At 41.8% G+C, this 13,469-nt stretch carries 11 protein-coding genes and 2 pseudogenes; 8 read left to right on the top strand and 5 right to left on the bottom strand.

Translation table 11 applies throughout. The features are described from left to right. The first annotated feature begins 86 nt into the window (after positions 1-86). The 5 genes from lptE to ACN6OV_RS09615 all read left to right on the top strand — a co-directional run bounded on the left by lptE (position 87) and on the right by ACN6OV_RS09615 (position 6,498). On the top strand, positions 87-620 hold the full coding sequence (gene lptE, locus ACN6OV_RS09635; RefSeq protein ID WP_427952404.1) for an LPS assembly lipoprotein LptE: 534 nt from the start codon (positions 87-89) through the stop codon (positions 618-620). A gap of 9 nt (positions 621-629) precedes the next feature. Continuing rightward, the gene (gene holA / locus ACN6OV_RS09630; protein WP_427952402.1) at positions 630-1,616 is read left to right on the top strand and encodes a DNA polymerase III subunit delta; all 987 of its coding nucleotides are present in this window, start codon (positions 630-632) and stop codon (positions 1,614-1,616) included. Positions 1,617-1,767: 151 nt separating this feature from the next. Then, positions 1,768-3,102: a MacA family efflux pump subunit gene (locus ACN6OV_RS09625; protein WP_427952400.1), complete on the top strand. Its 1,335-nt coding sequence runs from the start codon at positions 1,768-1,770 to the stop codon at positions 3,100-3,102. 2 nt (positions 3,103-3,104) lie between these two features. After that, entirely contained in the window at positions 3,105-5,084 is a 1,980-nt protein-coding gene (locus tag ACN6OV_RS09620; protein ID WP_427952398.1) for a MacB family efflux pump subunit, read from the top strand. A gap of 10 nt (positions 5,085-5,094) precedes the next feature. Next, the gene (locus ACN6OV_RS09615) at positions 5,095-6,498 is read left to right on the top strand and encodes an efflux transporter outer membrane subunit (protein WP_427952495.1); all 1,404 of its coding nucleotides are present in this window, start codon (positions 5,095-5,097) and stop codon (positions 6,496-6,498) included. A 61-nt stretch (positions 6,499-6,559) separates the two neighbouring features. On the opposite strand, the gene ACN6OV_RS09610 is transcribed toward ACN6OV_RS09615, so the two are convergent. From ACN6OV_RS09610 to ACN6OV_RS09595, 4 genes are all read right to left on the bottom strand, one after another. Next, entirely contained in the window at positions 6,560-7,627 is a 1,068-nt protein-coding gene (locus tag ACN6OV_RS09610) for an RNA-guided endonuclease InsQ/TnpB family protein (RefSeq protein ID WP_427952396.1), read from the bottom strand. Positions 7,628-7,873: 246 nt separating this feature from the next. Continuing rightward, positions 7,874-8,293 (bottom strand): acyl-CoA thioesterase, encoded by a 420-nt coding sequence (locus ACN6OV_RS09605; RefSeq protein WP_427952394.1) that lies wholly within the window; start codon positions 8,291-8,293, stop codon positions 7,874-7,876. A gap of 19 nt (positions 8,294-8,312) precedes the next feature. Beyond that, positions 8,313-8,744, bottom strand: coding sequence for a thioredoxin TrxC (gene trxC / locus ACN6OV_RS09600; RefSeq protein ID WP_427952392.1), 432 nt, complete (start codon positions 8,742-8,744; stop codon positions 8,313-8,315). Then, complete coding sequence (locus tag ACN6OV_RS09595; protein WP_427952390.1) at positions 8,745-9,641, bottom strand: alpha/beta hydrolase; 897 nt, start codon at positions 9,639-9,641, stop codon at positions 8,745-8,747. Positions 9,642-9,765: 124 nt separating this feature from the next. Between ACN6OV_RS09595 and ACN6OV_RS09590 the strand changes: the two genes are divergently transcribed. Next, positions 9,766-10,101 (top strand): TIGR01244 family sulfur transferase, encoded by a 336-nt coding sequence (locus ACN6OV_RS09590; protein WP_427952388.1) that lies wholly within the window; start codon positions 9,766-9,768, stop codon positions 10,099-10,101. Next, positions 10,094-10,516, top strand: a complete 423-nt coding sequence (locus tag ACN6OV_RS09585; RefSeq protein WP_427952386.1) for a beta-lactamase hydrolase domain-containing protein — start codon at positions 10,094-10,096, stop codon at positions 10,514-10,516. Before ACN6OV_RS09590 ends, ACN6OV_RS09585 begins: the two co-directional genes overlap by 8 nt. Positions 10,517-10,674: 158 nt before the next feature. Here the strand turns inward: ACN6OV_RS09585 and ACN6OV_RS09580 are convergent. Then, positions 10,675-13,326: pseudogene (locus ACN6OV_RS09580) on the bottom strand (hypothetical protein); the annotation flags it as partial. Positions 13,327-13,373: 47 nt separating this feature from the next. Between ACN6OV_RS09580 and ACN6OV_RS09575 the strand changes: the two are divergent. After that, positions 13,374-13,469 (top strand): annotated as a pseudogene (locus tag ACN6OV_RS09575) (IS1595 family transposase); the annotation flags it as partial.

Genomic DNA, 13,469 nt, shown 5'->3' with positions numbered 1-13,469 from the left:
CAAAGCCCGTTGCCAGTCAGCGGGCTTTGACTTTACAATCCACACAGGATTTCAAAATTACCCCTTCGGGAAACAGAGGACGCTCTATGCATTTGGTTCAACGTGTTGCTGCAATTGTATTAACTATGGGCCTGAGTGCAGGCATGGTCGGTTGTGGTTTTCATTTAAAAGGCACCAATCCTACTTCTGTACCCGTAGCCTATTCAAAAATGCGTTTGGCACTCCCTGAGAATACCGACGATTTACATGAAAAATTAGCCATTTACCTCGGTTCTGCAGGCGTACAGCTCAGCAATAATCCAGACGCCTATGTTCTTCATGTTTTGGACTATAAACCGCAGCGTTTAGAGCTGAACGGCAAATTAGTCGAAACATTGCTGCGCCTGAATGTCACTTTCCGGATTGAAGATGCACAAGGCAATCCTTTAACCGAACCACGGACTTTAGTGGCAACGCGTAGCTATCAATATGATGTGGCAACAGTAAACACCGATGACCAAGAAGAAAAATATTTAAAACAAGTCATTATTGATGATATTGCACAGCAAATTGTGCGTCAGATTTCATCTAACCGCTTACCCAAAGCCAACCCACTGACTGCACCAAGCAAAGCTGAGTAATTTCGATTTATGAAACTTGACTACCTTCAGGCATTAAAACGTGTTGATGACGCTCAAGGTGCCTGGGTGTTACATGGTCAAGAACCGCTGCTTGAACAGAACCTGCTCGATGCCTTCCGCAAAAGCTGGAATGCGCGTGAAATTGAGCGGCAGCGTTATGACATTAGCTCAGTGTCTGATTGGAAAAATGTCTTTAATGCCTTAAACAGCTTGTCCCTATTTTCCAGTCAATTGGCTGTTGAAGTACACGGCAATATTAAACCCGATGCCAATGGCTTGAAGTTGCTGAAAAGCTATTTGCAGCACAATGAAAGTAACTTGCTGTTGGTGGTGATGCCCAAACAGGACAGCGCCAGCCTCAAAACCAGTTTCTTTCAAACTATGGATGCCAACGGGGTCAATGTTGCTCTTACCGCCAACTACCCCAAAGATCGACAACAAATTTTAGCGGTCGAAGCACAGAAACTTGGCATTCAACTGGCCAATGATGCTTGGCAATGGCTAGAACAACATCATGAACATAACTTGCTGGCAGCAAAAAATAGTTTGATGCGTGTTGCCGACACCTTCCCTGAAATTGATGTAATTCAAATTGATCACTTATATTCGTGCTTACAAGATCAGTCTCGCTATACCACCTACGACCTCAATGACGCGATGTTGCAGGGCAATTTGGCGCAATCGATTAAAATTTTTCAATACTTAATCGCTTCTGGCGAACCGATGTCGCTGATTTTATGGAGCATCAGTAAAGAAATGCGTTTACTGATGCAACTGTTTGAACAGCCACAAAATGCCCTTCAAATTGGGATCTGGAAAAACAAAATTGGCTTATATCAACAAGCGCTACGACGTTTAAATGCCAATGAGTTTTTAACTTGGCCTGCCCTATTGTTACGTTTGGATGCTTCGATCAAAGGTCTAGGGCAAGAAAATCCGGAACATTTGGTGCAACAAGCCATTGCCAGCTTATGCGGGCGTAAACTTTTTTATTAATTTAGACAGATCTCATTTATATCTAGATTATTTTTAAGCACCATCAGCATGAAAAGAATAATTATCATTTCCATTTGTTCAAAAAATTCACAATTTATCCGTATTTAAATCATATAATTCAGCCATCTTTCTAAATTCACTTCTGCCAAACATGCCAAAAATAAAACCAGCAAAATTGATCGTTGCCATCATCGCTGCCCTCGCGATTGCTGTCACTGCATGGCATTTTTTCAAACCGAAAGACGTACAACCCCAATACATTAGCGCCGAAGTGAGTCGTGGCAATATTGAAAACTCTGTACTCGCAACCGGTGTACTTGAAGCAACCAAAATGGTCAGTGTCGGTGCGCAGGTGTCTGGTCAAGTTAAAAGAATGTATGTGCAGCTAGGCGATGAAGTGAAACAAGGTCAACTGATTGCACAAATTGATTCGGTGCGTCAGGAAAACGATTTAAAAACAGCAGAAGCCAGCATTAAAAATCAACAAGCACAGTTGGCAGTCAAGCAAGCAACTTTGGCAAAAGTTGAAGCAGAATATAATCGTCAACAGGCCATGTACGCACAAGATGCAACCAGCCGTGCCGAATTAGAATCGGCATTGGCCAGTTATAAAACAGCACAAGCGGACATTGCAGCAATGAATGCTCAAATTGAACAGTCACGTTTAACTTTGGCTACCGCAAAAGAAGATTTAGGCTACACCCAAATTGTGGCACCGATGGATGGCACCATCGTGGCGATTGTGACCGAAGAAGGTCAAACCGTAAACGCCAATCAAAGTGCACCAACCATTGTCAAACTGGCGAAGCTTGACACCATGACCATTAAAGCTGAAATTTCTGAAGCTGATGTCATGAAAGTCCAAGAAGGTCAAAGTGTTTACTTTACGACTTTGGGCGACAGTGAAACAAAACACTATGCTACCCTGCGCCAAGTTGAGCCTGCACCAAACTCAATTAACACCGAAAGCAACAGCAACACCTCTTCGTCTTCAAGTACTGCGGTTTACTACAACGCCTTATTTGATGTTCCAAATGAAGATGGCAAATTGCGTATTGATATGACCGCTCAGGTTTATATTATTTTAGATGAAGCGAAAAACGTCTTAACCATTCCTGCTGCTGCGGTACAAAGCTCGAATCGCCCTCAACGCAAAAGAACGGAAGCCAATGCAGATTCAACAAATCGGGCGCGTAGCGACCAAAAAGAAGGTACGGACAATGCCAACCATCCAAAACGCTTAGAATTAACCACTGCTGAAAAAGCCTTAGTGAAACAAGGTAAAGCCACGGTATCAATGGTTCGTGTACTACAAGCCGATGGTTCTGCACAACCACAAGCAGTATTAATTGGTTTAAATAACCGTGTCACGGCTCAAGTCATTCGTGGTTTAAAACAAGGTGACAAAGTCGTCATTGCCGACGGTTCAGACACTAGTAATGATTCTGCAAAACGCAGTAATCGCGGCGGCCCAATGAGAATGTAATCATGAGTCAAAATCAAACTCCTCTACTTGAGGTCAAGGATCTGACTCGTGAATTCCCTGCCGGCGAAAGCACAGTCCAGATCCTAAAAGGAATTAATCTTGAGATTTATCCGGGCGAACTTGTTGCGATTGTCGGTCAGTCCGGTTCAGGTAAATCTACCTTAATGAACATTTTGGGCTGTTTAGACCAACCCACCAATGGTAGTTATAAGGTCAAAGGATGCGAAACACGTGAGCTCGAACCCGATGATCTTGCCCAATTACGTCGTGAATATTTTGGTTTTATCTTCCAGCGTTACCATCTCCTTGGTGATTTAAATGCTGCAGGTAACGTTGAAGTGCCTGCCATTTATGCCGGCGAAGATGCGACCGAACGCAATACACGTGCAAAACAATTGCTGACAGACTTAGGTTTAGGCGATAAAACCCAAAACCGTCCGAGTCAGTTGTCGGGTGGTCAACAACAACGCGTATCGATTGCCCGTGCCTTAATGAATGGTGGTGATGTTATTCTTGCCGATGAGCCGACAGGTGCACTCGATAAGAATAGTGGTATTGAAGTGATGCGCATTTTGCGTGAACTGAATGCCAAAGGTCATACTATTATTTTGGTCACACACGATCACAATGTGGCCAAAAATGCGACACGGATTATTGAGATCAGTGACGGTAATATTATTTCTGATCTACCCAATGTTCCTGAAACAGATGATGAGCCTTTAGAAAAGCAACAGCTTGCACCTTCTACACAGAAGAAAACTTCAAGTTGGCGCTCTGCCGTTGACCGCCTAGGTGAAGCATTCCGTATGGCAATCCTGGCGATGAATGCACATCGTATGCGGACTTTCTTGACTATGCTCGGCATCATCATCGGGATTGCATCAGTGGTTTCCGTGGTTGCGCTGGGCAATGGGTCACAAAAACAAATCCTTGAAAACATCAGCAGTCTTGGCACCAATACCATTACGGTCTATCAAGGTCGTGGTTTTGGTGATAATTCCAGATCATCGCAAACAAAAACCTTGATTCCTGCGGATGCGACTGCCCTATCAGAGCAGCCTTATGTCGATGGCGTCAGTCCTTCGGTCAATTCATCTGTCACAGCACGTTTTAAAGATATAGAAGCTTCGACCACGGTGAATGGCGTGAGTGAAGATTTCTTCTATGTCAGAGGAATGAACTTCGCTTCTGGTCAGCCCTTTGATAAAGAAAGCGTGACTGAACAAGCGCAAGATGTGGTGATTGATAACAACACCAAAAACACCTTCTTTGCCGATGGCACCAATCCTGTCGGCCAAGTGATTCTATTGGGTAGTGTGCCGAGCCGTATCATTGGCGTGATCGAAGAACAAAAAAGCATGATGGGCAATTCAGACAGTCTGAATGTGTATTTGCCGTATTCAACGGTCATGAGTCGTATGTTAGGTCAATCCAATGTGCGAAGTATTATTGTCCGTATTAAAGATGAGTACCCGAGTGCTGCTGCTGAAAACGCTATCTTAAATTTGTTGGTTCAGCGTCATGGTGCGCAAGATGTCTTTACCCAAAACTCCGATAGTATCCGTGAAACCATTCAGCAAACCACACAAACCATGACTTTACTGGTGTCAGCGATTGCGGTGATTTCATTGATCGTCGGCGGTATTGGCGTGATGAACATTATGTTGGTTTCGGTGACTGAGCGTACTCAAGAAATTGGAGTGCGTATGGCCGTAGGCGCACGTCAAAGTGACATTCTGCAGCAGTTCCTGATTGAAGCTGTATTGGTGTGTATTTTAGGTGGTGTACTCGGTGTCATGCTTTCTCTTGGGATTGGACAATTAATTAGTCATTTTGCTGGCGATACCTTCCAAATGGCCTATTCAACGACGTCAATTATTGCCGCTTTTGTCTGCTCAAGTATGATTGGTATTGTGTTTGGCTTTATTCCTGCACGTAATGCCGCACAGCTTAACCCTGTCGATGCGCTTTCTCGCGAATAAGGAAATAATGATGCAAATGACGTTAACTAAACTTGCAAGTGCCTTCATTCTCGGAAGTAGCTTAGTCGGCTGTGCCGCTGTGGTTAAGACGCCTTATGAAGCCCCTGCAACACAAATCCCGACGCAATTTCAAAATGCGAAAGCCATGAGTCAGCAAGTTCATGCCGATACTTATGCTGACCAATGGTGGACATTGTTTAATGATGCTCAATTAAACCAGTTGGTGAATCAAGTTTTAGCGGCCAATACAGACCTTGCTGTAGCAGGTATTAATTTACAGCAAGCTCGACTACAAGCAGGTTTGGCTGAAAATAAACAAGGGCCACGCGTGAGTTCAAGTGTTTCAACTGGACATAACTTTGACCTTAACTCAGGTGATGACTCATCAAAAGGTGTATCACTCAGTGGTGGCGTTAGTTATGAAGTAGATTTATTTGGTCGCTTGGCCAGCCAGACAGAGGCAGCAAAATGGGAAGCTTTAGCAACTGAACAAGACCTGCAAGCCACTGCTCAAAGCTTGATTGCGACAACAGCAAACCTATATTGGCAACTTGGCTATTTAAATGAGCGCTACAGTATTGCGCAGCAAAACTTAGCCAGTACGCAAAAAACCTATGACTTGGTCAAGGTGCAATATAAAGCTGGCGCTGTGTCAGGTTTAGATCTAACGCAAGCGGAACAGTCGGTCCAAAGTCAAAAAGCGACCTTAAGCCAAATTGCCCAACAAAAAGTGGAAACACGTACTGCATTGGCTGTGTTATTGCATCAACCTGTGCAACAACTGAATATTTCAGAGCCGCAGCGTTTACCTCGAATTGCATTACCGACGATTGCAGCAGGTTTACCTGCCGAGTTGTTGTCTCGCCGTCCAGATTTACAAGCGAGCGAATTAAGATTACGTAAAGCTTTGGCAAATAAAGATGCAACGAAAGCCAGTTACTATCCTTCAATCAGTTTAACTGGCAGTTTAGGTTCGAGTAGTACGTCTTTGAGTAATTTATTACAAAACCCTGCTTTGGCTTTGGGTGCAAGTTTGAGTTTACCTTTCTTGCAATATAACGATATGAAGAAAGACCTCGCGATTAGTGATTTAGATTATGAAAAATCTATTATTCAATATCGTCAGACCTTGTATCAGGCTTTTGCCGATGTGGAAAATGCACTATCCAATCGTACTGAGTTAAACCAACAAGTTGCTTTGCAAGAGCGTAATGTACAGCTTGCAGAGAAGACTGAACATTTAACAGAAGTACGTTATCGTTATGGTGCCATTGCGTTGAAAAACTTGCTTGATGCACAGGAAACCACACGTAATGCCCGACTGTCTTTGGTTCAGACCAAGCAAAATCAATACAATGCTTATGTGACCTTGATGCAGGCTTTGGGTGGTAGTCCGATTCAGCAGTTGCCTTAAGTTTTAGATGAACTTTGTTTCACTTGCCGCTTGAATCCGCTCACTTGACATCCTCCCTGACCTAAAGGACAGGGATTCCTACAGCTAGACGCTTATGCCCAAGCGCAAGAATGTTCTTTGCAGCATTAATGTCCCGATCATTTAGACTGAGACATTTTTCATTACTGCACTGCCATTCTCTTATTCGCAAATCTATCCTACCTTTCGGACTACTTGCGGTGATCTCACCGCAACACGAACAGATTTGGGAGGTGAAACTCTCATTGACTTCCTCAAACAATACGCCTGCGTTCTCGCATTTATACTTGAGCATTGTTTTTAGTGCCGAAAATCCTGTGTCTAAGACAGATTTCGCCATTTTAGTTTTTACGAGTCTCTTGGCACTGAGATCACCAACAACAATCAGTGCATTTTCCTTAACAAGCATGGTGCTTGCTTTGTGCAAATGATCTTTACGACAATTTGCAATCTTAGCGTGTAATGCACGTACACGCTTCTTGTTGTTTGCTCGTTGAGCAATAGCTAGTTTCTGTTCATATTTTCGATAGAACTTAGGATTTGAAATCACTGTGCCATCTGAACAGGTAGCAAGATCTTTTAATCCTAGATCAATACCTATGGCTTTAGTTGAAGTCGGTTTATCTTGCTTTGCTGTATTTACCACAAGGCACACATACCAACGCCCACGGCTATCCTCAACAAATGAGCCTGTTCTAACGCTGTATTTGCTTAAGCCGTAGCTATCCCAAATTTTGAATTGATGTTTACCATATTGAACATATCCATCAGCGTATTTGATCGCTACTTTCTTAAACGGTATCCATCCAAGTGATCTTCTTGCAGATTTCTTGTTACTCACACGCCATTTAAGTTTGGCTTTTTTGAACTGCTTTCTGCGTGTGACTAATTCTTCGGTGACAGCCTGAATGGTTTGGCTGTGCAAATTAAGCAGTTTTGATGCGCCTTTGGTGTATTGAGCAATATCAAATGCAGATAGAAATCCACCTGTTCTTTTTAGGTGTTTAAAGCTTAAATCATTCACATAATTCCAAACAAAATTCACCTCAGATGCTAATTGAATCAGCACCTTTGCATGTTGGTCTTTTATGCGAAGTTTAAGTGTTTTCATGAGATTTACTGTAACAACAAACCTTTATTTAATATACGGCAGTGAGAATATTAACGACACAAAATGTCGTATCGCTTAGGCGATTTACTTATATCCATGCCTTAAAAGACATGGTTTTACGCTCGATTTGATAAAATATCAAAAGTATTGAACATTGACATACACCACATAACATTTTTAAATCACGGAATAATATTCAAAATGAAAAAAGCCACGATATACGTGGCTTTTTGAATCAAACAACCATTAGTCTTGTTTAGCAGCAAATTTTGCTTTTACATCTGCCGGAATTTGACGTTTTGAGCCTTTAACATCCACAGCAACAAAGGTAAATACCCCTTCAGTAACGCGTGTTGGATCACGTGAACTATCATGGCTATCCCAGACTTCAATTTGCATTTGAATAGAAGTATTGCCGACTTTTAAAATTTTCGTATACACACTAATGACATCGCCCACTTTTACAGGGACCAAAAATGTCATTTGGTTAATCGAAATGGTTGCACAACGTCCCTGACTAAAACGTTCTGCATGAATCGCACCGGCTAAGTCCATTTGTGACACAATCCAACCACCGAATACATCACCACTCCAGTTGGTGTCTGCGGGCATTGCGATGGTTTGTAGAGAAAGCGTTCCTTCAGGTTTTACATGAGTTTCTGACACTTTAGCTCCTAGTGCTGACTTATTGAGGTTGATTTAACTGCTGATTGAGCCACTGCTGTAACTCGCCAGCGCGCATGGCACCGCTTATTCTAGCAATTTCGGTGGTCTTATTCATCAAAACTAGGGTTGGAATACTGCGCACGTTAAATGCACCACTTAAACGTGGGTTCGCTTCCGTATCAATTTTAGCAAACACAACGCCAGGATTTGACTTTGCGACCTGCGCAAAATGCGGTGCCATCATCTTACATGGTCCGCACCATTCTGCCCATAAGTCAATCAGAACAGGGAGATCACTATGACTAATGAAATTGCTGAAGTTCTGTTCATTTAACTCAATTGGCGCCAAAGGAATCAATGCTAGATGGCATTGACCACAGGCTGGCCCCACATTTAACTTCTCTGCTGGTACGCGGTTTTTAGCACCACATTCAGGACATACAACGATCATTTAGCTGACTCCAATATGTTGATGTAAAAATTCTAATTGGGTTGCGATGGCTTTTTCAAACCATTGCCCATGATAAATATCAAAATGCTTCATTTCCCACTCATAATATTGCACATATGGCGCAATATTGGTCGCCGTTTCACGGCTTGATTCAATCGGGATTAAACTATCTTCTTTTGCAGCAATAAAAAGTACCGGCACATTAATTTTCCGTACATCCTGAATTGGACGATAACGCATTAACTTAAAAAATGCCCGAGCTGGAATTTCACCACTCCAATAATAATCTGGATGGACAATCGACAAATAACCCTCATAGCTATCTGGAGATTGTAAAAAGCATAATCGATGCGGATCGACCACGGGCAATGTCGTTGGACTCATCCCCACTTTGGATCCCATATAGTCCTGACTCGAAAGTTTCAGCGCTTTCGGCAGCTGCTGTAAGGGATACAGTTTGGAACTCTCTGCACCATCCACAAACGGAACTTGTACCATCACCGCTTTAATAGTTTTAATTTGAGCCGCCAAAGTAAGTACATACCCACCACTTAAATCCGTTCCCCATAGAATGATGCGCCGCGAATCAATCAACTTACGCTGCTGCATATGCTCAATCATGGTTTGCCAATCTTCAAGTTGAGCTTTGAGCTTGACCAACTCTCGAGGTCGACCTGTACTGCCGCCCCAATAACGATAATCAAACAACACGACCGCATAGCCTGCTTGAGCAAAACGTTTGGCATATTGGACTAATTTAAATTGGCGTAACGCAGCTAAACCATGCGCCATTAAAATCACAGCTGGTTTCTCAACAGCCTTAGGGCGATAAAAATCTGCGGCAATCACTTCTTGGCCGCTTTTTACATACAGTGGCTCTACTGTGTAGGCGTGCATACGCGCTCCGTTGCGTTATTTTATGGTTGTAATCGCTTATAAAAATTGAAGAACATTCAGCTCATGATTCAGCTTAATGCTATCATAAAGCATAAATCTATGAATTAAATTATGGAGTGACTCAATGAGCGAAAATGTTGGTTTTGCAGGTCAAATTGGCCCAGAGCATGTAGCACAAGTTGTTGAGAAAGGCTTTAAATCCATCATTAATAACCGTCCCGATATGGAAGGTGGTCCTGATCAACCGACGAGTGCTCAAATTGAAGAAGCTGCTCGCAGTGCGGGTTTAGATTATGTTCATCAACCTGTTGTCGCAGGCCAAATTTCTGAACTTGATGTGCGTAACTTTGCCAATCATTTTAATGAACTGCCAAAACCTGTTCTAATGTTCTGCCGTACAGGCAACCGTTCAAACAACCTGTACCAATTGGCAAAACAAATGGACCTCTTGGATGACTAAGTCATTCATTCAAAAAACGTTATTGGTTTTAGCTTTTACCTGTTTAACAACAGTATTTGCACAATCAAATAGTCAGGTCCTAAATAGCAAAGTCAGTGTTGCAGGACAGATGACTACTGATAAGTTTTCAAGTTTATTAAAACAATCTCAGTTTAAATCGGTGATTGTTAACCGTCCGGATGATGAACAAGGCAATGAGGTAACTGTGTTGCAGCTACGTAGCATTGCTGAAAAGTCGCATGTCAGCGTTGTGTATCAACCTGTGCTCAGCAGCAAAATTTCTCAAACAGACATACGAGAATTTGCAAAATACTATAATGAGCTTCCGAAACCCATTTTGATGATTTGTCGTAGCGGTTCTCGTTCGACAACTCTTTTCAATCAAGCTCAGGCTCAAGGTTTGCTCAATGAATAAATTTGTGTTTGCCGTTTTATTTACAACGTTGTTGCTAACAGGGTGTAATTCTATGAATGTATGTCCAACTGTTGGTGTAAGTGTCGGGACTGCACTTTGAATTGAACAGCCCCTCTAATAAAAAACAGCGCCGAAGCGCTGTTTTTTTTATTTACTTATTAAGGACAACCGCTCAGACCGTTCAGACCGTACGGACTTTTTAAGTTTGGACCAAAGGTACCATTTGAACTATAGTCAGTTGTTACTGATGGTAAGCCCAAACCATAGGTTGTACGTGTAGGTAAAGTTGCAACTTCAGACGATGCACCAATTTGTACATTTAACCATTGTGCATAAATTTTCGGATAACGAATTGTAAAGTCAAATTTACCATCCTTATCAGTCGTGTAAGTCGCTGTAGCTCCTTGACCTAGGAAAGTTGGCACCTTAACAGGAGTATTACCTACTGGCGTACCTTCCGGTGCTGCAGAACACGCTGCAATTGGATTCGTAGTTGGCTCGATAACCACATCATCCGATACATCATTTGGGGTACCCTTGTTGTCCATTGGAACACCATCATCATTGTAATAGATATTGGTATTTTTTGGATCCACATCATAATAGCTTTCGCCAGCTGCAACCCACTTAACTTTCGGGCTAGGTGATCCAATTTCAGGTGCTAATGCCCAAATATATTGACCTTTAAAATATGTAGTAGGCGTAATATCCATTTCTACTTTTTGATTAGCTAATGGTTTCCCATCAAAATCAACAACACTTACTGACAAGTTACGAGTGTAATAAACACCATCATTTGATACACCTATCTCAGTTGGATTAACCCCAATCACAATTGAAGCAACAGGATTTTCAACAGCTGCCTGTACGATATTAACCATACGGACTTGTGTTGCATCCATAAAGCCAGACTCTTTGAATGTAGCCGTTAAACGTAAATTATCATCATCAAAATCTACAGCTAAATACCCACTTGAACGAGAATTTTCATCAACTTTTACAGTAAAAGTTGCTTGACCATTAGCATTCGTCGTTAAACCTGAAGGTCCCTCAATAATCGCACCATTAATGAGCTGATCAATAACGGCCAACTCAACATATTGATTTGCTACACCACCGCCATTTTGATCTACAAGCGTCACTGTAACTTCTGTACTATCTTCACGTACATTTAACATCTGTTTATTTGTAGCAATGCGCAAACTATACTGACTAGGTTGTATCTGCGGTGGTAGTGCAATGTTTTTAAAAACCTCTAAACGCTGAATTTGTGTAGCAATTGCACCGGATTCATCTGTATGTGTTGCGGTTAACTCAATACCACTTGCTATTAATAAGTCTTCATCAACAGTATCTCCGTCTATTTCCACAGAGAAGAACGCATTACCATTTGAATCTGTCATCACAGATTGAGGCTTACTGGTATTGGTTGAATCACCACCACCTGGGTTTCCAATAATAATTGAAGCCGAGTTATTTGCAGCCAAAGTAACAAATTGATTTCTAACAGGCTGTCCATTAACATCTGTCAGTTGCACTGACACAATTGATCGATCGCCCTCAACATTCAAACGTCCTTTTGATGGTGTCAATTCAAGATTATTAGTATTAATCGCCTCATAAACTGTGAAATTAAGGAGTGCCTCTAATTTCTCACCTTTTGGATTCGTAATCGAACCTTTTACTTGCACACCAACGGTTAATAAAGCTTGCTTAGCAGCATCCGTTATTTCTTTTGGCAAAGTGATTGTTACTGGCACTTGACCATTTGCCGAAGTTAATACTGAGTCGGCACTGAGTTTAACACCTGCTGCTAGTGCTTCATTATTTAATGTTAGATTAACTGGATAGCCTGTATTTGCACCCAACTCATCTTTTACTGCAACTTGTAACTGGTAAGATTTTCCTAGCTCTAAGCTAGAATTATCTGATGTCAAACGTAAGTTCACAGAATCCTTAGGAATCGCAACCTGAATGGTTCCGGTTTGCTGGATACGGTCGCCATTACTTGGACTCGTACCAACAACAGCAAATGTAATGCCATTTTTAATTAGGCTTGCATCATATTTACCTTCTGACACACTCACTGTGAACTCAGCTTCACCTTTACTATTCGTTTTTAAAGTAGTATCTGATAGTGAAACACGAGAACCTGCTAGTGTAGAAAGCGCAATGGAAAGCGAAGTATTTGGAATTAAGTTCCCATCGGTATCTTTTGCCTTAACCTTAACCTTAACCTCACCACCCAGTACAGAAACAGTTTGCATATCATATTCAAGCGTAAGATTTGCAAGACTTGGCAACACAACAACAGGAGCACTTACATCAATTTTTCGAGTTAATGTATAAGTAGATCCATCTAGACGATTTCCACGTACAGCTACAGTAATACCATTCGCAACTAAATTAGCCGCTTCAGTTGCATTATTCGCTTTTACTTTTAAGCTAAATACTGCATTACCATTAGCATCAGTTGTAATCCCTGAAGCCGATGTAAGTGATACCCCATTACTCAATGCTGCATCATTAAGCCCCAAACCAACTTTTTGATTTGCAAATGCCTTACCATCTGTACCAATTGCTTTAACGGTAACTCGTAAAGTTTGTTCAGTAGCACCTGATGAAACAATTATCGCACCTGGCATTTGAACATCTAGATAGTCTAAATCTACTTTATTTTGTTCTGTTGGCGCTTTAAAGTTTAACGTGATTGATTGTTGCGCACTGCTCACTGAACCAGCAGTTGCAGTCAAAACAATACCATTTTTTAACAACTCTAACTGACGATTACGATTCGCATTATTTACTTTGGGGCTTAGGAAGTAAACATATACAAAATGTATGGTAACTTCCTAATATGAAAAGTAAAAATAGATACTATTCTCGTTCTAAAATCAGTGAAGCGAAATTCCGGTCGATTATTCGCTTTTTTGCCATGGATTTTACTGCCACC

The sequence above is a fragment of the Acinetobacter sp. genome (assembly GCF_050285345.1).
Taxonomy (GTDB): domain Bacteria; phylum Pseudomonadota; class Gammaproteobacteria; order Pseudomonadales; family Moraxellaceae; genus Acinetobacter.
The sequence above is the reverse complement of the archived record's forward strand: the minus strand, read 5'-3'. Positions and strand labels throughout refer to the sequence as shown.